The sequence below is a fragment of the Candidatus Poribacteria bacterium genome (genome assembly GCA_026706025.1).
In the GTDB taxonomy this organism is placed as follows: Bacteria; Poribacteria; WGA-4E; order WGA-4E; family WGA-3G; genus WGA-3G.
Genome location: JAPOZO010000093.1, coordinates 23,353 through 44,668 on the forward strand (window position 1 = coordinate 23,353; position 21,316 = coordinate 44,668).

Sequence of the window (21,316 nt, forward strand, 5' to 3'; positions counted from 1 at the left end):
GGTGTCGCGAGCAAAGTTCGCGCCTACACAATGTGAGCGGTTTGCGGGGACAAAGATGCGGAAACTCAGAATTATCTTAGAGATGATCAAATTTGAACATACCGTCTTCGCGCTTCCGTTTGCTGTGATGAGTGCTTTTATCGCATCGGACGGCTTTCCGCCGCTCCGAAAACTCGGCTGGATTCTCGTAGCGATGGTAGGGGCAAGGAGTTGCGCTATGGCGTTTAACCGACTCGCCGATGCTGAGATTGATAGCATAAACCCGCGCACTGCCATGCGTGCGATTCCTGCGGGTTTAATCACAACGGGCGCGGTATGGTGTTTTACCATTGTTTCTGCCGGCCTGTTGGTTTTCGCGGCATGGCGGTTGAACCCGCTCGCTTTTGCTTTATCACCCGTCGCACTTGCTGTGGTTATGGGTTATTCCTATACCAAACGTTTTACCGCATTCTCTCACTTCTGGCTCGGACTCGCGCTCTCCATCTCACCCGTCGGTGCGTGGATTGCAATCAAAGGAAGCTTCGCGTTGCCACCGATAGTCCTGTGTCTTGTTGTGCTGCTTTGGACAGCCGGATTTGACATCATCTATGCGTGTCAAGATGTCAACTTCGATAGGAAACACGGACTACACTCCGTCCCTGCGAAAATCGGGATCCGGTGGGCGTTATGGCTCTCGTCTGGTTTGCACGTCATCGCCGTGCTGCTCCTTCTCGGTATCCCGCACCTTGTTGCGTTAGGGGTTTTCTATTATATCGGTGTCGGTATCGTCGTGTTAATTTTTATCTATGAACACGCAATCGTCAAACCGACAGACCTATCCCGTGTCAACCTCGCCTTCTTCACACTGAACGGCATGATTAGCCTTGTCTTGATGGCACTCTCAATTGCCGATATTTTACTGTTATAGTTTTCAGAGGAATGGATGTCTCTTAAGATAATCCCAAAACCGGTAGTCCGTAACGAAGTGGCGGACGGATTTGAGAAACGCACGTTAAAGTTCAAATGTCCGTTGTTTCTCCGCAAGGTAAAATTAAAATATGAAACTTTCACTTTCCGTACGCGTCGCGGAAACAGCATCCAAAAGAGACGCTACACATACTTTCACACAACTGACCGAACTCGCTGCCGGACTCGGCTACGAAGCGGTCTGCATGCGCGCCTCCCAAGTCGGTATCCATTCACCTTTAGAGCAGATTACCGCCGCGCGTAAACAGGCAGTATCACTGAATTTAAAAGTCTCAATGATCACCGGCGATTTTCCGGTGCCACTCAACAACGAGCAAGGCCCCGATGGACTCCGTAGTATTACCCCTTACCTCGATTTAACGGAGCTGCTTGGCGCAGACCTCATCCGCATTGCGATGAAGGTTGAGGAAGACATCCATTGGGCACAACGCGCCTCCGACGAAGCTGCAGAGCGCGGTATCCGTCTCGCACATCAATCACATACGCAGAGCCTATTTGAAACAGTAGACGGATCGGTCGATGTCCTGAAACGCGTGGGCAGAAAGAATTTTGGGATCATCTACGAACCCGCCAACCTCGACCTCTGCGCACAAGATTACGGGGTCGAGACGCTCAAGCGGTTTTCGCCGTATCTTCTCAACGTCTATCTTCAGAACCATATTCGCCGACCAGACGGAAAGACGCGACTTCTGACGTGGATTCAGGGAGAAGTTCCGCACGATCCGATCCGTCTACAAGACGAAGGTGGTATTGATTTTCCACGGGTATTTGAAGGTCTGGAAGCGATCGGTTACGACGGTTATGTAACGGTGCATCAGGCGTTTCGAGAGATTATGGAGCCAGAAGACGCAGCGGAACAGAGCTACACTTACCTAAAACCGTTTTGTCCGTAATCTATAATTCGCTACCTTCATTCAAAATAGAACGAACTTTACCATAGATAATTTGCCAACCCTATTCGGTGCGATGAATTCCGTCTTCAAATCAATACAAGATAGTAAAAGCTGTTAATGTCAAGAGCAGAAACATCTATGAATACACAACGTCCGAATATACTCATTATCACAACTGATCAGCAGCGGACAGATAGCCTGAGCTGCTACGGGTCAACGTTCACGGATACGCCGCATCTGGATAAGTTCGCGTCTGAAGGGGTCTGTTTCGAGCGTGCGTATTGTGCGAACCCGGTATGTACGCCTGCTCGCGCCTCAATCTTTTCTGGACGGTATGTGAGCCGCCATGGTGCGTGGAATGTCGGTATGAACGTCCCTGAAGATGAGCCGATGCTCTCGCACCGACTGGGTGAGGTTGGGTATCGCACGCACTATATCGGCAAGGCACACTTCCAACCGTTCGGTGCCTCCGCAGAGCAGTCCATCGAAACGCGTAACGATACGACACGCTACCCCGATTTCCGAGGTCCCTATTACGGATTTGAAACCGTCGAATTAGCACTTGGACACGCGACTTACGGCATCGCTGGACATTATGGCGAATGGGTACGTTCGCAGGTCTCTGAAGAGGCGTTCGAGCGTTACAGTAAAGCGACACGTCTCAGTGAGAGGGGTTTCGGTGGCGAGGCTTACGACTGGGATATACCGCTGAAATATCACAATAGTGTCTGGACGGCGGATCGGACGGTAGATTTCTTGTCGAACCACGATGCGACACAACCGTTTCTGCTGGCAGTCGGTTTCCAAGACCCGCACCACCCGCACTGCGTCCCGACTGAATTTGCGGCGCGTGTCGATCCTGCACAGGTCCCGCTTCCCGATTTTGTTGAAGGCGAATTAGACGATAAACCGCCGCATTTTTTGGAGGCGCGATGCGGTGAACTTGAAAAGTCAGAGATACGCGGAAGGTTTGCCATTGCAGGACAGGGTGGCGGTGCTGACTATCGTAAAGTCTCGGAAGAAGATGCACGACTCGGTAGGGCATATTACTACAATATGGTGAAGATTATTGACCAGCAGATGCATCGGATTCTGGAGTGTCTGGATACCTCTGGACTGGCAGAAAACACGTTAGTGCTCTTCACGACGGATCACGGTGAGTTACTCGGTGACCACGGTCTCTGGATGAAGGGACCGTTCCACTATGAGCAGCTTGTCCGTGTGCCGACGTTGATGCGGTTTCCTGCGGCTATCCCTGCTGGGCAACGCACACAGGCACTGTTCAGCCACGTTGATATTGTACCGACGGTGTTGTCTGCGGTCGGTTTGCCGCTCCCATCAGATACAGATGGCGTAGATATGATGCCGATGCTTACCGGAGAGACAGCATCTGTCCGAGATTCAGTGTTAGTTGAGTGTGTGGACGATCCACGCGGTTTGCGGCTTAAAACGATTGTAACCGATACACGGAAGTTGACATGGTATTGTGGGCACGCCTACGGCGAACTCTATGATCTGGAAAAGGATCCGGGTGAGCGGGAGAATTTGTGGAATAATGCTTCGTACGCCGACGACAAGGCATCGCTTATGCGTACTATTCTTGAGACAATGGAGCCTTTGGAGAAACGGGTTGAGCGATTATCGTATGCTTAAAACAGGGATGCTAATTATGTGGTGGACTTTCTACTAAACAAGGGATGTTTCTCAACGCCGTTCTCAGAACATCTCGCAAGTTGTTTCGGGCAAGGAGTATTCAATGAAGTTTAGATTGCGTGAAAAGTTGAAATATATGTTTTTAGGTGGATCGCTGACCCTTGCTGGTTTTATGTTTGGTCACATGAACAGTGACACCACAGCACAATCTGGATATGAAACGATTGATAAACTGACCGTTCAAGAGTTAATCGTGCGTAAGGATATAACGGTAATGCGTGAGGGTATGGCTCCTCAAGTTCTTATCTCTTCGGACAGAAATGGCGGGCGTGTGATCACTTATGGACCAAAGGGTCCACAAGGGATGGGTGCCGCTTCTCTTTTGGTCAGGGAGGGTAACGGCGTTGTGACAACTCAGGGATCAAAAGGGAAAACTGGTGCTTCTCTCATGGTTAATGCGGGCGGCGGGGTGCTATCGCTTTTCGCGCCTGATGGCAAAGCTAAGATTGTCTTAGGTATAGCTGAGGGTGAGGGTGTTGCTTACTTAGTCAATAAACTTGATGAAGCGCGTGTATTGAAACCTTAGTTACAACGTGTGAACACAACGATTGAAGATACCGCAGAACCAAATGGTGCTGGATTGTTCTGTTTTTATGCTTGCTTTTAAGAAAAAGATTCGGTATCATTTAGGTAGAAGAAATTAAGTGTGTTCAACCTCGCTTTGACGCTATCATATCCTACGTTAAAGAAGTGGGACAAACATTGGGGACATCCAGATGGAGCCTACGCTATCCATTGTGATTCCGATTTACAACGAGGTCGCAAGCCTAATAAAACTTTTGCAACAGGTTGTCAGTGTTGAAATCGGTATGAAAAAAGAATTGATTCTTGTTGACGATTTTTCAACAGATGGCACGCGCGATATTTTAGCGGAAATCGAAAGTATTGAAGATATTCCAAACGAAATATCCAGTTACCTCGAAATAACCGAGATGCCGATAGACGTAGATGCGGGAAACATAGACGAGCTATCGATAAAGGTCTTTTATCACGATGTGAATAAAGGGAAAGGTGCAACACTCCGCACGGGTTTCCAACATATTACAGGCGAGATTACGCTCATTCAGGATGCCGATCTGGAATATGACCCGCAAGACTATCCGAAATTGCTGAAGCCTATCTTAGATGACGAAGCCGATGTCGTATACGGGTCTCGGTTTATGAAGGGTAAGCAGTCAGGGTTATTACGGAGTTATCTCGCGAATCAATTTCTCACAACCCTCGCAAACATCGTCAACGGTACAAAACTGACTGACATGGAAACTTGCTACAAGGTCATACGGACATCGATTCTAAAAAACATTTCGCTCTACTCGGACAGGTTCGGTTTTGAACCGGAAATCACAGCGAAACTCGCCAAGCGGAAGTGTAAAATCGTTGAAGTCCCTATCTCCTATCACGGGAGAGACTATCACGAAGGGAAAACCGTTAGTTGGAAAGACGGCGTTGCCGCAATTTTCCACATTCTCCGCTTCCGGTTCTTTTCGTAGCGGATAAGCGTACACCGTAAAAATATGCCAAATTTGCAGGATTTGCTTAAAAAGGTAGATGCCATTCTGGAGTCGGTTGATGTACCAGAACCGGTGCAAAATTCTGAACCACCGACGGATCCGCTTCTGGAATCACTCAATACGCACTTCGGTTACACATTCTTCCGTAAGGGTCAACGGGAGATTGTTGAGGCGATTTTAGATGGCGAAAACGTGTTCGCTGTATTCCCGACAGGACATGGAAAATCGTTGTGTTATCAACTCCCTGCCTTGATGCTCGATAGCATCACAGTTGTCATCTCCCCGCTCATCTCATTGATGAAGGACCAAGTTGATGCTTTACGCGAACAAGGCATCAATGCTGTTTCCGTCATAAACAGCACACAGACATGGGAAGAATACCAGAATGAATTGGCACGTCTGCGGCGAAACGAGATAAAATTACTCTATGTCTCCCCAGAACGCCTGCGAAGCCGACGGTTTTTGGACATTCTAAATGCGTTCCCTATTTCACTATTCGTTATAGATGAAGCACACTGTATCTCGCAATGGGGGCGCGATTTCCGTCCCGCCTATCTATCACTCAGAGATACGATTGATGTCCTTCAGCCGCGCGTTATCTCACTTTTCACAGCAACAGCACCACCAGAGATCCAAAAAGACATACTCAGTGTGCTAAATATACCGACCCCTCGTATCCTCATCCAAGGGATTGAACGGCCCAACTTGAAACTGAGGGTCCAACACAATGAGGATAACAAGGAAAAATATCAACAACTCGAAACATTTCTTAGAGAGCAAGAAGCAGCGAACTCTGGAGCCCCGCGCGCCTTACCGAAAAATGGGATTATTTATGCCGGACGGCGGCGCGACACTGAAGAGATCGCAGATTTTCTCCAAAGGCGTGGGTTTCGAGCAGATTTCTATCATGCTGGACTTGAACCGCCCGAACGTACACGTGTGCAAGAAGCCTTTTTCGATAACAGCGAGAACGGATTAGACATTGTCGCTGCCACAAACGCCTTTGGCATGGGGATCGACAAACCGGACATCCGATATATCGTGCATTGGACACTCACTGGCACGCTTGAAGAATACTGCCAAGAAATTGGCAGGGCAGGCAGAGACGAAAAGGATGCCCACTGTGTCCTGCTTTTCTGCCACGAGGACCGCGGGCTGCACGAATGGTTTATCAGAGAAAGCGCGCCGGATAAACAATTCTTGCTAAAACTCTTAAAGGTCGTTGAAAATTTCAAGGGCAGCGGTACCTACCGCACAATCTCCAGCGAGGAATTAGAGTGGATGAGCAGCGGCAATGCGACAAAGATTCTTGTCAGCCTCAGTTATCTCGAAAAACTTGGATTTTTGAAACGGTGGTATAACGTTCCGTCTCAACTCTCAGTGAGATTCCGCGGACTCTGGACCGAAGAAACAGAGCCAGCAGATGCCGCGCAGCTGGAACTTCTCCGTCAATTGCGAAGCGGGGTAAAAACGATTCTGGAACTCTGCGAAGCTACTGGGCAAAATCCGAAGATGATCATGGAGGCCCTCGCTGAGCTGCAAAGCGACGGTTACATTCAGTATTGGGGGCAGGAAGACTTACTACTTATTGAACTGCTTGAAGACAGTCAAATGCTCAGTACGTTGACAGATGAGCAGATTGAAGTCGGCGATTATGTCCGTCGAAAACAGAGCCAGATTGATCAGATGATTGTTTATGCATTAGAGACGACTTGCCGGATGCGCGTGATTCGAGACTATTTCGGCGAATCTATTGATGAAGGTTACCAATGCGGCACGTGTGATTTGTGTCAAACGCAAACCATCAGCCATTAGCCATCAGCCTTCGGTCATTTAATTTTCGGTGCGGAGTGCCTCAATTGGCGAAAGTCGCGCCGCCCGCATGGCAGGATAGACACCAAAACTAATACCCATAATGAGAGAAAAAACCACAGCAGTTAGTATCCACGGCAGAGAGAGTACCACGGGCCACTCTGGTACAATCGGTACGATGCGCACCGCAAGCCGTGCCATCCCGTGCCCAGCCACCCAACCGCCTGCGACACCGAGTACACCGCCACAGAAACAGAGGCATATCGATTCCGTTAAGAATTGATAGAAGATGTGAATCCGTTTCGCGCCTACGGATTTTCGCAAGCCTATCTCCCGTGTCTTCTCCCCCACAGAGACAAGGCATATATTCATGATACCGATGCCGCTGACAAACAGCGAGAAACCTGCAATGCTTCCCAAAGAGATTTTTATCATCTTTTCGATGCGTTCAAGTCTCCTGGCAGACCGTTTAGGGACCCAATATCCGATAAAATCGTCCTTCCCGCGATGCCTTTTTCGCAGAACATCCTTAACGGAATCAAGGATCTCGTAAGCATCAGCATCTTTTTGAAAAAAGATAATGAGATCTTCAATATAGCGAGTGCCTGACATCCGTTGTTGATGCGTCGTCAACGGGATACAAACAGTCTCATCTAAAGAGTACCAAGTGTTGATACTACTGCCTTTCGTTTTCATGACCCCGACAACCCGTACTCTTACTGGCGGTTGCCGCCAATAATACCGAATTTTTACCTCTTGCCCAAGTGCGGAGGCTTCTCCAAAGAGTTCAGTGGCAGTGTCCGCCCCCAGGACGCAAACTTGCTTGGCATCTTCAACATCGCTTTCGGAGAGGAATCTGCCAGCCCGAACTTCCCAATGGAGACCCCGAGCGTAGTCTGGTGTGACACCTTCGAGTGTATGACGCACTTGGCTACCATCTGCACTGGTAACCAGAGGCCTGTACCCTTCATTTTTAGGTAAGACAAACTGCACCTTGGGGCATTCGGCTTCAATAGCATGAACATCCTCAAGGGTGTATCGTTCGGTTGTGCGGCGGAAAAACCGTCGATTTTTCCAAATATAAGAGCGCGTCCAGAGTCGGAGTTGGTTGGCACCGCCGAGTTTCTCAATGTCTTGGGCAATCATAAGTTTTGCCCCGTCACCGATTGCCATCATGCAAAGCACACTGGCAATCCCGATGAAGATACCGAGAATGGACAACCCAGCGCGAAGCCTATTTTGAGCAAGGTGCGCAATACCTGCAGCAATAGCATCTCGTATTTTCATGTTGTAAAGGTAATATACTCCGTATCGTTCCTCGGTCAAGCCGAGCACTTAGCGTCCGCTGAAATTGACGTTTATACTTGAGTCTTATAGGCTCCAACTTCCTATCATTAGTGACACAATTTCGACGCGGAAAGGGTGCATAACCTTTAAGTTGACCTCATGTTAGGATAGGTTTCGGTCACAAGCAGCCAAAAGGTTGCGTAAAACAGCGTCAGGTTAATTGCGAGAATAGTCGGTTTGTAGAAACTTCCACTTATACGTACATTTGGATGCACTCTTGGTGGGACAGCATTAGATTTTAACTGTTATAAAGAGGATGATTTCGGGCTAAAGGGTTTAAAAAAGGAAAATAAGACTGTTACAAATCAGATAACTGTTAGATTTCTGACGGATGCGGCGTAGAAGAGATAAAGAAACATTTTAGACTTCAGAACGATTTACAGTGTCAACAGAACTGAGGTTACTGAGTGCTTCTGTATAGACTTGTCGGAGTGGGACGTTGTTTTGTTCGGCGAGACGTTTGCAGTCCTCATATTCAGGGATGGTCTTGATAAGCGTGCCGTTGAAGTATCCGCGTTTTGCTTGGATTGTGCCCCATTGTGTTTCGACTTGGACAAAATCACGACGGAGTTTGATCCGGTCAGCAGAAGAGAGCCTCACGCCAAAAGTGGTGGTTTCGGTGAGGAGGCGTTCAATGAGTTTGTCCCGATGCACAGTCGGACAAAGCACAGTAATTTGTGTTGCGGGTCTGCCCTTTTTCATCAAGGTCGGCGTGAGAAAAACGTCGAGTGCTCCGTGTTCAAAGAGTTGGGTCGTAACATAGCCGGTAATCTCCGGTGACATATCGTCTACATTGGTTTCAATAATATCAACACTATCAGTTTCAGTGTGATGGTGGTTCGTCTTTGAACTGATGTCGGACGTTTTTTCACCGAGACAGAGGCGGAGAAGGTTGGGACGTTGTTCGAGATCGCGAGTACCGGCACCGTATCCGACGCGGTTGAGCCGCATCTGTGGCATGACTCCGAATTCTTGCGATAGTGTCGTAATGAGTGCCGCGCCGGTTGGGGTTACCAATTCTTTCGGAATGTCGGTTTGATGGATCGGCACACCTTGTAGGAGTTCCATGGTGCCGGGGACAGGAACAGGCATGAGTCCGTGGGCACATCGGACAAAACCTCTGCCCAGAGAGAGCGGAGAGGCGTAAACAGCATCAACATCCAAGTGTGTAAGACCAATGACTGACCCGACGATGTCTACGATCGAATCAATCCCGCTGACTTCATGGAGATGCACTTTATCTTTCGTTGTATTGTGAACCTTTGCTTCTGCTTCAGCGAGTCGGTCAAAGACGCGTTTTGCGGTATCGCGAACCTCTGCCTCTAAATCGCTATCGTCAAGCAGCTGGAAAATATCGGAGAGGTGGCGGCTGGGTCCATGCTCATGATGATGGGAATGTTCATGCGTATGCGTATGGGAGTGTTCGTGCGTATGGGTATCGGAATGCTCGTGCGCCGATTCTTCGTGTGAAGGTGTGTGTGCTGGGTGTACCTCTACAATCGCTCGCGTGCCGGTGATACCGTGTTTTACGGATTTTTCAAAGTGCAGGCTGAATTCAGCCTCAAGTTTAAGGGGCGCCAAGCCATCCGTAAGTATTTCGGGTGGCACCCCGGCATCAACCAATGCCCCGAGTGTCATGTCGCCACTGATACCTGAAAAGCAGTCAAAATACGCGATTTTCACCGTAGTTATACCTCTTTTGGACCTTTGGTGTCGCATAGGGACAGCATACGGCGTGTGCCTACGACTATGCCAAGATCAAATTAAGAGTTGACGGTCACCTCGTTGAGATGACCGTCGCTGCGCTCACGATTTTAAGAGACCTGGAGCAACTCTTGGAGTAACTCTGTTGATTCAAGGTGTTTCTTAAGTTTGTCAATGGCTTCAGTCTCTATCTGCCGTACGCGCTCCCGACTGATTCGGAGTTTGTCTCCAATATCCGCCAAAGTGTATTCAGTGCCATCAATCAACCCATATCGTAAGATAACGACCTGTGTTTCACGTGGGTTGAGCGTCCGGTTGAGGATCTCAGTGATAACCTCAATTTTGGCGTAATCGAGCAAGTAGTTCTCTGGCGTAATTTGAGATTGATCCGGGATGAGTTCAGAAAATGAACCGTCAGGTGAATCTTCATTAATAGGTGCATCAAGCGGTACAGGATCCCGGGTAGCGTTGAAAATTTCGGAGACTTTTTTCTCAGTGAGTTCAACTGCACTCGCGATTTCGGTTGTCGTCGGTTCGCGTCCGAGTTCGGTCGTCAAATCTGATTGTGCCTGCTTAATAGCACGTCGGGCTTCACCGATATAGCAGGGAACACGGATCATCTGCCCTTGCTGGTCAAGTGCGCGTTTAATGGACTGCATAATCCACCATGTTGCATAAGTGCTGAAGCGAAATTTGAGGGTATGGTCGAATTTATCCACAGCGCGCATCAATCCGAGGCTGCCTTCCTGCATCAAATCGAGGAAAGTTAATGATGTTTTGCTGAAGTGATGTTGCTTCGCGATGCTGGCGACAAGTCGGAGATTCGCCTCAACGATTTTCAGCTTCGTGCCGTGCGTAACCTGATCCGCGGTTTCCAATTGATCGGCTAACCATTTGATATGTGCAAATTCGTTTCGTAAGTCTTCAAGAACGAACCGTAATGCGCGTAGCGAACGCGTAGCGGTCCCGTTGGGTAACATATCAGGTGGCAATTCCTCCAAGAGTGTCTCAATTTCACAACGAATAACGTCGTACTCTTGAAAAGCGTGGAATTCCTGTTCCTCGTCGAAAGGTGTGAATGTGACACGCGCAAAGTCGCGTATCGATGGTATTTCTGTAAGTGGTGTCTCACGTAGCTGCTGCCTCGATTTCGCCATTTTTTCGTTAAAGGTACTAATGCTGCGGCGAATCGTTTGTCGGGCATAAGTACGGAATTCTGCCCCGCGTTTTGTATCGCCATCGTCAATAGCTTTTAAAAGTCCAAGACTTCCCGCCTGCATTAATTCAGGCGGCGAGGTCTCATCAACATATTTTTTAAGGAGATGCAAGTTCCCTTCAAAAATTTTCCAGCGTGCTTGCTTTAGTAATTTCGCCTTCGCCTCTAATTTGTCCAATAAAACATCGAGTGCTTGGATTTCGGCGCGAATTTGGCTTATGATTAACCCGTGTTCCGATTGTTGGGGTTCAAATTTGTGTTTGTTGTCTGGCGCGTCATCTTCAGCGATGTCAAGTGAAGCGAACATCCACTTCGGAAATTCATTTAATTTAGTGGTGAACATCTGGAGACCGTCTTGATATTTTTCAAAGAGGGCGGTTTCCTGTTCAGGGTCCAACAAAGGGGTCTTGGCTATCTTTTGTAAGTATGCGAAGGTCTCATCCCTCGGAGACTCTACTGGGTCCTCGTCCTTCTCTTCTTCCTCTGCAAAAAGTTCAGGTTCTACCGGGTATGCCGGGTAATAGTTTCTCATGTCCTCACCTCATTGTAGTCTCGATCTCCAGACCGAAGTGTTTGAATTTGCCTCACACAGCAAAAATTATGAAAAAAGGTTTAACTTTTTAGTAGGTATGTGATATGCTATTAAGTGTAATCTTCTAATATATCTTACAATCTATCTCATAAATCGTAGGCGGGGTTTGTAACCCCAATCTACCACCCCCGCACTCAGGTGAATTGGGACAAATTGTATTTATGAGACAGACTCTAATATTAGCTTGCAAGTTTAGGAAGCCGCATAGGCGAAAGATAAAGCGAATTCGGTATAACCATTGGAGGCAGTTAATGGCTCAACTCACACAAAACGAAATTGTAAAAAGATGCCAAGCCGGTGAATCCTGTTCTGGTGAAAATCTTGCAAACCTTGATTTAGCGAACCAATCGCTCGCGGGTATTGATTTATCGACAGCAGACTTGAGCGGTACCGACCTACGGAACACGGACTTAACGGACGCGAATCTCAACGATGCGAATCTCACCGGTGCGGATCTTTCGGGTGCTATACTTCATCGAACGTATCTGGTCGGTAGTAATTTAACGGACGCGAACCTTGAGGAAGCGAATTTACGTGGTGCTTTCCTGAGCGGAAGCCTGCTCTGTGGCACAAACTTCAAGCGTGCCGACCTACGCCGTGCCACTCTCGGTTGCCCAAAATGTGAGGTGCCGGGACCTTTCGGGTCACTCACGAGTTTTGAGAATGCGAACCTTGAAGAGGCAATTTTTGGTGAAATCAAGCTGAAAGGTACCGTTTTGCTCGGTGCTAACTTCAAAGATGCGTATCTATATGAGGTTGATCTCTCTGAAGCCGTATATCGCGAATCCGATCTCGAAGGTGCTATCACCAAAAAAGGACGAAATTAGGCAGCTGATCTCTTCTTTTGCAGGTTTCCGAAACTTGTTATTCAAGGGTCGTCCGAGTACTAACTGGCAATTCTGCTTTATAGTCTCAATCTATGGGTTGTCCTTACGACTCCGAGATTAGGACTAAAATACTTAATAGCACTTCCCCTCTTTCCTATTATATGTGACGTTAACATAACACAAGAGGTTTACCTAAAATGCATTTTTTCTCGCATGGGATAATTCGCGGACGATTTTCTAAGCAAGTTTGAATATTAAATATGCACATTTTACATCAATGACGGGCGGGGAAAACCCTGGGGGAAACACCCAAGCAAAAACACCCTACGAACTCGGCATCGGCTCACATCAATGACGGGCGGGGAAAACCCGCCCCTACGAACTCGGCATCGGCTTACATCAATGACGGGCGGGGAAAACCCGCCCCTACACTATCTTCTCAACTTCCAATCTTCCAACTGAACCAGTTAACTGAGTTGCATCTCACAGAATTTTTTATACAACCCGCCCTTTGCTAACAGTGTTTGGTGTGTTCCGGTTTCCAAAATCTCTCCATCCTTGATAACAAGGATTTTATCAGCCCGGACAACCGTTGATAGCCGATGTGCGATAATAAAACTGGTTCTTCCTTCCATCAGGTTTGTCAACGATTCTTGAATGAGTGCTTCTGACTGCGTATCGAGTGAAGATGTGGCTTCGTCTAAAACGAGAATCGGTGCGTCTTTTAGGAGTGCCCGTGCGATAGAGAGGCGTTGCTGTTCGCCACCGGAGAGTTTTACACCCGCCTCCCCTATTGGCGTAGCGTAGCCCTTCGGAATTTTTGTGATAAACTCGTGTGCGTTTGCCTTCTGCGCCGCTGCAATAATCGCTGCGTCGGTAGCACCCGGGCAGCCATAACCGATATTTTCCAAAATCGTTCCGTCAAAGAGGAACGTGTCCTGCGGAACGAGTGCAATACTTTGTCGCAAGGACTCAAGTTTTACTTCAGAAATAGACACACCGTCAATCAAAATCTCCCCTGAATTGACTTCATAGAAACGCAGGAGCAGATTGAGGAGCGTCGTCTTACCACTGCCGCTGGGTCCGACGAGTGCGACGACTTCACCCGGTTTCGCCTCAAACGTTACGTTATCAATAACAGGTTTGGCAGGTGCTTGCTGGGTCTCTGTATCTTGCGAATAAGCGAAGGTGACGTTTTGGAATGTGACGGATCCGTGGATATTCTGGAGTTCGATAGCGTCTATCGACTTCTCCGTCAAGCGGTCGCGTTCACCTGCCGTATTTTGCTTGGTTGCCTCGGCTCCGAAATCAAGGAGATAAAAAATACGTTCTGCAGAAACAAGGCATTGCTGTAAAGCAGTGTTGACGTTGCCAATCGTCTTAATCGGTTTGAACATGTAGCTGACCATACCGATGTAACTGATGAACCACCCTATAGAAAGCTGACCATTAATCACTTGCCAACAGCATAACCCAAAAACCGTTGCAATCCCAATAGCCCCCAACCATTCAATCAGAGGAGGGAGGAGTGCTGCGAAACGGGCACGCCGAATGGCTGAGCAGTATTGACTCCAATTAATGGTTCGGAAACGTTCTGTTTCCGTCTGTTCAGATGTAAAACTTTTAATAATTTTGATTCCGGAAAATGTCTCTTTGAGTTGTGAATAGATGTTTGCACTCTGCTGTTGAATCTCTATGCTGGCACTACGAATTCGCCTACCAACAAGCGTAATCAGATAAGCGAGGAGCGGCAGGAGCAATAAAACAAAGAAGGTAAGTTTGAAACTATCAATTAGCATCACAGAAACGAAAGAGACAACAAGAACAACAGCCCGTATGATCCCCGCCATAGCGGCAACAAGCGTCTGCCAGACTCGAACATCTTCCGTGATCCGTGTCATGAGGTCGCCGGTGCGTTCTTCGCGTAAAACACCTAACGGTGCCGAAACAATTCGCTCGTAGAGGGCATTGCGTAACCGAAAGGCGAGTTTATGCCCGACACGCGCCATCACATAATCGTTGCCGTAAACAAAAAAACCTTTGATGAGAACGAGAATAAGCATTCCACCGAGTAGCGATAAAAAGTATTTAAGCGCGTCGTCAGCATCTACTAATACCACCTCAAAACCATCAAAAGCGAACATTCCTTCATTGCCCTCGCGGTGGAAGTAACGGACAGATACAGGTTCGTCAAACGAATTGCCACTGACAGCTTCAAGAGCGTTAACCGCATCATGCAAAACAAGTTGAAGGACACCTAAGTCACACACGGCACCGACCAATGCGAAAGCCATCGCCAAGAGAATAGAACCGGTGTAAGGTGTGTGATACCACACAAACCGTTTAAAGATTGGGTTTTTTGTGAGGGTTTCTTTGTCCATGCCTAATCCTGACCGTTGGGCTCCGTTCGGTTCACCCCAGCCTGCTTGCTTGACCTTAACTGATAATCGCCAAATTGAATCGCACACGCCTGTTTTACAGCATCAGTTTTGCAACGGACACTAAGTTCTCGCTTTTGGAAGTCCACAGCCTCAATGATTCCGATCACGTAGGTATCCCCAGTGCTATCGATTAATCCAACCAAGCGGCGTTCAAAGTAGGTAGAAACTTCGACTGTAACGCGCGTCAGACTTAAATAATTTTTAATGCGGGTGATAATCGCTTTGGAAAGATGCTGCGACCCAATGAAACATAAGGTGCGATTTCCCCATTCGGCATGGTAAACTTGCGTCTCTGCAAGCCCGGCGAGAATTTCTAACTCTTTCTCATTTGCGGGACGCCCTATAAAAAAAGGAGTGCGCCCCCCACGAACCTGTTCAAAAGGAAGTTGTTGGACGCAACTCTCAGAGAAGTAGGTATCAAATCGGTCCTTTCGGTACCCACTTCGTGTATTACTATTTTTCAATCGAGCATTCTGGTGTGGCAGGAGATAATGAATATTGAGCCACGCCTGTTGACTGTAGCAGGCTGTTATCTGCTTGAATTCGATGGAACGCCCGATGCAAATGAGGTGGTTGGGTCTGATGAGTTCAATCTTATGCTGTTTGAGAATGACTGCGGCGGGATCATGAACATAGCCGGTGGTATCAACAATAATGAAATCGGCATCGGCTTCACGTGCGTTATCTACCATCAGACGTGTTCCTGTGAGGGTCTCAAGGAAATGTCCTTTCGGCGACACATCACCGACGAAATAGAGCCGGTCCGCGGTGCCATCAAATACAATATTCTTTTCTACTCGGTTTTGTCCGCTTTCTAAAATCGATTCCTGTTCTGATGGTAATTGGATTTCACTTTGCGGTCCGAAGGACTTCACACCGATTGTGGTAGGAGGCCCGATTTGGGACTGACCGATATCTGCATCTACGCAAGCGACTTTAAACCCCTTTGCGAGTGCAAAGTCGGCTAAAAAACGGCAAAAAGTCGATTTTCCTGTATCGGTCGCGCCTATCACAAGTACAATCTGTTGCGGCTTGACAACTCGACTCGCAAGTTTTCGCCAGTCAGGGTTAACTTGGTAGGTGTCATCCATCTTCCTGTCTCATCATGCGGAGAATTTAGTCACCAAGGCTCATTTGATAACGGAAAGTGACACCCGGGGGACTGAACATCTCATCAAAAGGCGGCATCTGTTTAATACCGACGAGTTGTTCAAACAGCGATGTTTTCCTTTCCTTACGTAGCACCTTAGGTTTCCCCTCGATGCCTCCCAATTCTCCAGCGATTTTGATTGCATCAGGTAGGTTGCCGAGTTGGTCGATCAGTTTTGAATCCAACGCCTGTTTTCCAGAGAAAATCCGACCATCTGCGAGTTCGGCGACTTCCGCCCGGGTTAAAACGTTCCCGCGCGCCTCAGCGATGGTATCCACAAATTGATTGTAAACATCATCGACAGTGGCTTGTAGCACCGCCCGTTCCTGCTCCGTCAATGTGCGGAAAGGTGAGCCTGTGTCCTTAAATTGGCCGCTCTTAATGACTTGGTGTTCTAATCCGACTTTGTCGTATAAGCCCTTCATTCGCGTGAACTGCATAATAACGCCGATGCTACCGGTTAATGTGCCGGGGTTCGCGAGGATTGTGTCGGCTGCACAGGCAATATAATAACCGCCTGATGCTGCGCTGCCGCCCATTGAAGCGACTATCGGTTTTTCTATTTTTTCCAATTCGCTGTAGATTTCCTGGACAGGGGCGACACTCCCACCGGGTGAATCAATTCTAAGAACGATCGCTTTGACACTCGGGTCATCGCGATAGGCGTGAATGCGTTTAATCGTTGCATCGGATTTGGAGATAATTCCTGTGACATCTATCACAGCGACCTTATCTCCAAGTGATGCCCCGCCACCTATTGAACGTAATACAATGAGCATCAAGCAGAACAAGCCAATGATCGTGCCTAAGATAATAAAAACTCGTCTATTTTTCATATTTTGGAGTTGTCAGTTGTCAGTTGTCAGTTGTCAGTTAAAGAGGCTATCAGTTATCAGCAGCCAACAGGGAAGAAAAAAAGTGTAAGTCTATCGTCTAACGATGACGACCCAAAGGGTTTTTAACAACCATCCTATATCAGAGGCGATGCTCTGTGTTGCGACATAGTGAAGATCCAAGGCGAGTTTTTTGGGCATCAACTCTGTGATGTAATAATGCTCCGCATCCTGTTGCCCTTTGAGTTTCTCCTCTTCATCGCGGTTAGCGAGTTGCGAGGGGCCGGTCATTCCCGGTTTTACCTGCAGCACCTGTTTCTGTATTTCCGTATAGTGTTTAACGTAATCAGGAGCCTCAGGACGTGGTCCGATGAGACTCATCTCTCCTTTGATAACATTGATTAGATTCGGGAGTTCGTCAAGTTTTGTCCATCTCAAAAACCTGCCGATGGGTGTAATCCGTGTGTCTCGATAGGTTGTCAAGCTGCCGCCGAGTGTATCCGCGTTGACGATCATAGTCCTGAATTTATACATTTCAAAGAGAGTTTCGTGCTTGCCAACCCGCTTTGCTTTGTAAAACACAGGTCCCTTGGATTGCAACTTCGCGAGCAGGCTACCGAGAAAAAAAAGGGGGGACAGCAGTAGGAGTGCGATAATCGCAAACACGAGATCAAATGTCCGTTTCACCCAAGCAGACTTGGATGCGATAATGACATCTGGGGAGTCTACAGTTTGCGACATGTGATTACCCTACCTTATAGCGTTAGCGGCGATTTGCGGTAGCGGTTTTCGTTTCAGCGGGGAACTGAACAATCTCAGACCCGCTCTCCGTATCCGTCTCTGTAATGAACGCCCGGTTCGGTTGATATGTTGGCACCAATTCTTGGAATTTGGCGACAATCCCTTCTGCGTCAAGTCCATCTGCGAGCTGCGAAAGTTCATCAATCTGAGAAAGGAGTTGATGTTCCTCAATCCCTTCCAATTGTGCTACAAAGATACGCTGATGCTTTGTCGCTGTAACGCCTTCTTTCGGTGTAAGGAGTTCTTCATATAACTTCTCGCCGGGTTCCAACCCCGTAAATGCGATCTTGATGTCTCTGTCCACCTCAAGCCCAGAGAGTCGGATGAGATCTTGGGCGAGGTCAAGAATTTTAATAGGTTCCCCCATGTCCAACATAAGAATTTCGCCACCATTGCCCATAACCCCTGCTTGGATGAGCAATTGGACGGCTTCAGGAATCGTCATAAAATAGCGAGTCGCCTCGCGATGCGTAACCGTGACGGGACCACCTTTAGCAATCTGGCGTTTGAAATTGGGGAGGACACTCGCCCGGCTACCGATAACGTTTCCGAAGCGGACAGCGATAAACCGAGTCCCGTTTTGTCGTGCCTTACACTGAATCAATTTCTCTGTTACGCGCTTGGAGGCACCATAAACGCTCGTTGGGTTCACGGCTTTATCGGATGAGACGAGGATAAACGCTTCAACGTTGTGTTTAATTGCGGCATCAATCAGGTTCTGGGTGCCGAGAATGTTATTTTTCACGGCTTCGTCAGGATGATTCTCCATAAACTTGACATGTTTGTGTGCGGCGGCGTGAAAGATAATATGTGGACGATATTTGCGCGTAATTTGGGAGACCTTTGCGTTATCTCGGATGTCGCCGATAATCAAAGCACGGTTCAGTTCGGGTTCAAATTCTCGAAGTTCTATATCTGTATGATAGATACTGTTTTCACCGCGTCCGAAGAGGATAAGGAGCTCAGGGTCCAGTTTCGCCACCTGTCGGCAGAGCTCGGAACCGATAGAGCCGCCGGCACCGGTTACCATGACGCGTTTACCGGAGAGATATTTGGAAACTTCGGCGATGTCCATTTGGGAGATCGAGCGATTGAGCAGGTCCTCAAACCGGACTTCCCGAATCTGACTAACACTTGCGCGTCCTTCAAGAATTGCGTGAATGTTCGGGACAATCTTAAACTGGCATCCCCGATACTCACACTGTCGAATAATGTCTCGGATTTTTCCGCCGGGTGCCGACGGGATAGCGATGACGACTTCGTCCACTTCCCGCTTCCGCGTAATATAGGTTAGGTCCCGGGTCGTGCCGAGTACTTCAAGCCCAGCAACAGTTCTCCCTATTTTATGGGGTGCATCGTCAATGAACCCTATTGGTACATACCCTTTTTCAGGATGGTTCCTGAGTTCGCGGAGTACACCGATACCTGTTTCACCGGCACCGACAATAAGGACTTTCGTCGGCGGTTTTCGGGCGGGCAGACTCGACACGGCGTTTATACCGTCTGAACCTTTAGTGTCCTGGGAACTCGTGACGACCACGCGTCTATCTTTTTGAAAGATTTGCTTAGAAAATTTGGTAAATCCGATGAGTGCAAAATTATAGAATCCATCAATCAAGAATAGCACCCAAGCGATTTTCAATAGTATAGACACCCCGATGAGTCCCAGAGTCGCTAATATGATTGCGGCAGTTAGTTTTCGGAATTCCTGCGCAGCAGCGTGTTGCCACATGGGTTTGTAGAGATTAAACCCTAATAATAGACCGATGCGGACGATCGTGACAACAGCGGCGATACCTAAAAAATGCTGAGAGGCGGATAGGTCTGCACTCTGCAATATGGCAAAGAGCGGCGTTGGCTGTTCTAAAAAGTCAAAACCGAATTGCAGACTGGTCAGATAAGCAAATAAAAACGCAATATTGACGAGAAGGACATCAACAACAACTATAAAACTCCATTTTATTTTCGGTTTATCCATACTACCTCCCTAAAAATTTACAAATACGGGGTTTCGCTTATTTTTCTGGTCACTCTCTGAATCGTTAAGTTTTCTGGCGCGATTGCGAATCTATTTTCTTGGACTTGGCATCTGTGCTGCTTGTGCGTAAACATGTTCCAAACGGTCTCCAATAGCCTCCCAACTATAATTGGTTTCAACGCGGGTTCTGGCAGTCTGCGCGAGTGTTTTTCGTAAACTCTCGTTATCAAGTAGACGAATAACCTGCTCAGCAAAGTCTGCGGATGTATCAGCGACGAGGAGTTCCTTGCCGATGTCCGCTTCTAAACCCATAGCACCGACAGAAGAGGTAACAACTGGCACTCCCATCGCCATTGCCTCCAAATTTTTGGTTTGTATCCCCGATCCGGCGCGTAACGGCGCAACAAAAACAGATGCCTTCTCAAAATAGGGGCGGACATCCGGGACATAACCGGTAACGACGACCCCTTCCTGATCTTCAAGCCGTTTCACAGGTTCCGATGGATGATTACCGACGACATAAAAGCAGGCTTTCGGATGCCGTTCTCGGATACGCGGGAAAATTTCATTACAGAAATAGGTCGCAGCATCAGCGTTCGGAAAATAGTTCATCGTCCCTGTAAAGAGCAAGACAGGTGCGTGTTCCTCTATCAATTTCGGCTGAAAGTATCCGAGGTCAACGCCCATCGGAACAATCGATAGATTCAAGGTATCGTCCTGTTTCAGCAGATAATCGCGGTCGAAGCGGGCGACAACGGTGCCGCAATCAAAAGCCTTCATAATATCGACTTCGTAACGCTGCACCCGCTTTTGCTCTAATTTTACCAAAAAACGCTTTGGAGTGCAATCTAATTTAATTTTTGCGAGCCAAGGATTACTTTCAAGTTCGGCGCGGCGACTGAGATTCAGTGCTAATGAATCACACAAATCCAATACTTTAGCGGGGCCTTGGACGCCTGCCACATATTGTCCCATGCGAAAAAGTTGCGCATGAATCAGCTCAAAACGTTCTTTCGCGAGGAGCTGGTCAATCTTACGTTGCATCTGCGGTGCGTACCAGTAGTGCAGTTGGAGCGGATGCCGCGATAAGCAGTGAAATCCGGTATTCAGGTATGCAAAAGCACGGTGGAACCGTACCCACTCTACGCGTTCACAAAAAGGTTCTAAATGTTTCGCCGATTCAATATCGGTTTCGGACTCAGCAAAGTAAACGAGTGTTATGGCATGTTGTTTCGAGAGTTGTCTAATAAAGTTGTAAGATCGGATCCGATCACCTCGATGTGGTGGATACGGACACCGGAGGCTCAAAAATAAAATCTTCATTAGCTCGGTTCTTGGTCAGGCAATTCTGCTTCATCAATGAGCATCACGGGGATACCGTCGCGAATAGGATAGCGACGCTGACACTCACCGATACATACCAGTTTCTGTGCCGTTTCATCGTGTACTATTCCGCCTTTACATGCCGGACATGCGAGGATGTCAAGTAGCGTTTTCGAGAGTCCATAAGCGTTTTCAGTGTTCAAAGGCGT

17 protein-coding genes are annotated in these 21,316 nt (G+C 47.9%); 7 read left to right on the plus strand and 10 right to left on the minus strand.

From position 1 onward, the window contains the following. Positions 1 to 55: 55 nt before the first annotated feature. The 6 genes from ubiA to OXH00_23890 all read left to right on the plus strand — a co-directional run bounded on the left by ubiA (position 56) and on the right by OXH00_23890 (position 6,898). Complete coding sequence (ubiA, locus tag OXH00_23865) at positions 56 to 907, plus strand: putative 4-hydroxybenzoate polyprenyltransferase (protein MCY3744061.1); 852 nt, start codon at positions 56 to 58, stop codon at positions 905 to 907. 130 nt (positions 908 to 1,037) lie between these two features. Next, positions 1,038 to 1,859, plus strand: coding sequence for a sugar phosphate isomerase/epimerase (locus OXH00_23870; GenBank protein ID MCY3744062.1), 822 nt, complete (start codon positions 1,038 to 1,040; stop codon positions 1,857 to 1,859). A gap of 138 nt (positions 1,860 to 1,997) precedes the next feature. Continuing rightward, entirely contained in the window at positions 1,998 to 3,512 is a 1,515-nt protein-coding gene (locus OXH00_23875) for a sulfatase-like hydrolase/transferase (protein MCY3744063.1), read from the plus strand. A 103-nt stretch (positions 3,513 to 3,615) separates the two neighbouring features. After that, positions 3,616 to 4,098 (plus strand): hypothetical protein, encoded by a 483-nt coding sequence (locus OXH00_23880; GenBank protein ID MCY3744064.1) that lies wholly within the window; start codon positions 3,616 to 3,618, stop codon positions 4,096 to 4,098. Positions 4,099 to 4,288: 190 nt separating this feature from the next. Continuing rightward, complete coding sequence (locus tag OXH00_23885; protein ID MCY3744065.1) at positions 4,289 to 5,062, plus strand: glycosyltransferase family 2 protein; 774 nt, start codon at positions 4,289 to 4,291, stop codon at positions 5,060 to 5,062. A 24-nt stretch (positions 5,063 to 5,086) separates the two neighbouring features. Next, positions 5,087 to 6,898 carry a RecQ family ATP-dependent DNA helicase gene (locus OXH00_23890; GenBank protein MCY3744066.1) on the plus strand — a complete coding sequence of 604 codons (1,812 nt, stop codon included), beginning with the start codon at positions 5,087 to 5,089 and terminating at the stop codon, positions 6,896 to 6,898. Positions 6,899 to 6,916: 18 nt separating this feature from the next. Here the strand turns inward: OXH00_23890 and OXH00_23895 are convergent, their stop codons facing one another. The 3 genes from OXH00_23895 to OXH00_23905 all read right to left on the minus strand — a co-directional run bounded on the left by OXH00_23895 (position 6,917) and on the right by OXH00_23905 (position 11,694). Further along, entirely contained in the window at positions 6,917 to 8,182 is a 1,266-nt protein-coding gene (locus tag OXH00_23895) for an ABC transporter permease (protein ID MCY3744067.1), read from the minus strand. A gap of 420 nt (positions 8,183 to 8,602) precedes the next feature. Continuing rightward, entirely contained in the window at positions 8,603 to 9,925 is a 1,323-nt protein-coding gene (gene larC / locus OXH00_23900; protein MCY3744068.1) for a nickel pincer cofactor biosynthesis protein LarC, read from the minus strand. A gap of 131 nt (positions 9,926 to 10,056) precedes the next feature. Then, the gene (locus OXH00_23905; GenBank protein MCY3744069.1) at positions 10,057 to 11,694 is read right to left on the minus strand and encodes a sigma-70 family RNA polymerase sigma factor; all 1,638 of its coding nucleotides are present in this window, start codon (positions 11,692 to 11,694) and stop codon (positions 10,057 to 10,059) included. Positions 11,695 to 12,005: 311 nt separating this feature from the next. Between OXH00_23905 and OXH00_23910 the strand changes: the two genes are divergently transcribed. Further along, complete coding sequence (locus OXH00_23910) at positions 12,006 to 12,581, plus strand: pentapeptide repeat-containing protein (protein MCY3744070.1); 576 nt, start codon at positions 12,006 to 12,008, stop codon at positions 12,579 to 12,581. A 467-nt stretch (positions 12,582 to 13,048) separates the two neighbouring features. Here the strand turns inward: OXH00_23910 and OXH00_23915 are convergent, their stop codons facing one another. The 7 genes from OXH00_23915 to OXH00_23945 form a co-directional block, all read right to left on the minus strand. Then, on the minus strand, positions 13,049 to 14,962 hold the full coding sequence (locus OXH00_23915) for an ABC transporter ATP-binding protein (protein ID MCY3744071.1): 1,914 nt from the start codon (positions 14,960 to 14,962) through the stop codon (positions 13,049 to 13,051). Between the two features lie 2 nt (positions 14,963 to 14,964). After that, positions 14,965 to 16,113 carry a Clp1/GlmU family protein gene (locus OXH00_23920; protein MCY3744072.1) on the minus strand — a complete coding sequence of 383 codons (1,149 nt, stop codon included), beginning with the start codon at positions 16,111 to 16,113 and terminating at the stop codon, positions 14,965 to 14,967. Between the two features lie 25 nt (positions 16,114 to 16,138). Next, the gene (gene sppA / locus OXH00_23925; protein ID MCY3744073.1) at positions 16,139 to 17,008 is read right to left on the minus strand and encodes a signal peptide peptidase SppA; all 870 of its coding nucleotides are present in this window, start codon (positions 17,006 to 17,008) and stop codon (positions 16,139 to 16,141) included. 90 nt (positions 17,009 to 17,098) lie between these two features. Beyond that, entirely contained in the window at positions 17,099 to 17,746 is a 648-nt protein-coding gene (locus OXH00_23930) for a sugar transferase (GenBank protein MCY3744074.1), read from the minus strand. 22 nt (positions 17,747 to 17,768) lie between these two features. Then, complete coding sequence (locus OXH00_23935; GenBank protein ID MCY3744075.1) at positions 17,769 to 19,784, minus strand: nucleoside-diphosphate sugar epimerase/dehydratase; 2,016 nt, start codon at positions 19,782 to 19,784, stop codon at positions 17,769 to 17,771. A gap of 90 nt (positions 19,785 to 19,874) precedes the next feature. After that, positions 19,875 to 21,107: a TIGR03087 family PEP-CTERM/XrtA system glycosyltransferase gene (locus OXH00_23940; protein ID MCY3744076.1), complete on the minus strand. Its 1,233-nt coding sequence runs from the start codon at positions 21,105 to 21,107 to the stop codon at positions 19,875 to 19,877. Beyond that, positions 21,107 to 21,310 (minus strand): Trm112 family protein, encoded by a 204-nt coding sequence (locus OXH00_23945; protein MCY3744077.1) that lies wholly within the window; start codon positions 21,308 to 21,310, stop codon positions 21,107 to 21,109. Before OXH00_23945 ends, OXH00_23940 begins: the two co-directional genes overlap by 1 nt. Positions 21,311 to 21,316: the final 6 nt, after the last annotated feature.

Coding starts and splice junctions, on each gene's coding strand:
- OXH00_23875 (MCY3744063.1), top strand. CDS start 1,998: ATGAATACACAACGTCCGAATATACTCATTATCACAACTGATCAGCAG.
- OXH00_23930 (MCY3744074.1), bottom strand. CDS start 17,746: ATGTCGCAAACTGTAGACTCCCCAGATGTCATTATCGCATCCAAGTCT.
- OXH00_23880 (MCY3744064.1), top strand. CDS start 3,616: ATGAAGTTTAGATTGCGTGAAAAGTTGAAATATATGTTTTTAGGTGGA.
- OXH00_23910 (MCY3744070.1), top strand. CDS start 12,006: ATGGCTCAACTCACACAAAACGAAATTGTAAAAAGATGCCAAGCCGGT.
- OXH00_23890 (MCY3744066.1), top strand. CDS start 5,087: ATGCCAAATTTGCAGGATTTGCTTAAAAAGGTAGATGCCATTCTGGAG.
- sppA (MCY3744073.1), bottom strand. CDS start 17,008: ATGAAAAATAGACGAGTTTTTATTATCTTAGGCACGATCATTGGCTTG.
- OXH00_23870 (MCY3744062.1), top strand. CDS start 1,038: ATGAAACTTTCACTTTCCGTACGCGTCGCGGAAACAGCATCCAAAAGA.
- OXH00_23895 (MCY3744067.1), bottom strand. CDS start 8,182: ATGAAAATACGAGATGCTATTGCTGCAGGTATTGCGCACCTTGCTCAA.
- OXH00_23905 (MCY3744069.1), bottom strand. CDS start 11,694: ATGAGAAACTATTACCCGGCATACCCGGTAGAACCTGAACTTTTTGCA.
- ubiA (MCY3744061.1), top strand. CDS start 56: ATGCGGAAACTCAGAATTATCTTAGAGATGATCAAATTTGAACATACC.
- OXH00_23915 (MCY3744071.1), bottom strand. CDS start 14,962: ATGGACAAAGAAACCCTCACAAAAAACCCAATCTTTAAACGGTTTGTG.
- OXH00_23935 (MCY3744075.1), bottom strand. CDS start 19,784: ATGGATAAACCGAAAATAAAATGGAGTTTTATAGTTGTTGTTGATGTC.
- OXH00_23920 (MCY3744072.1), bottom strand. CDS start 16,113: ATGGATGACACCTACCAAGTTAACCCTGACTGGCGAAAACTTGCGAGT.
- OXH00_23940 (MCY3744076.1), bottom strand. CDS start 21,107: ATGAAGATTTTATTTTTGAGCCTCCGGTGTCCGTATCCACCACATCGA.
- OXH00_23885 (MCY3744065.1), top strand. CDS start 4,289: ATGGAGCCTACGCTATCCATTGTGATTCCGATTTACAACGAGGTCGCA.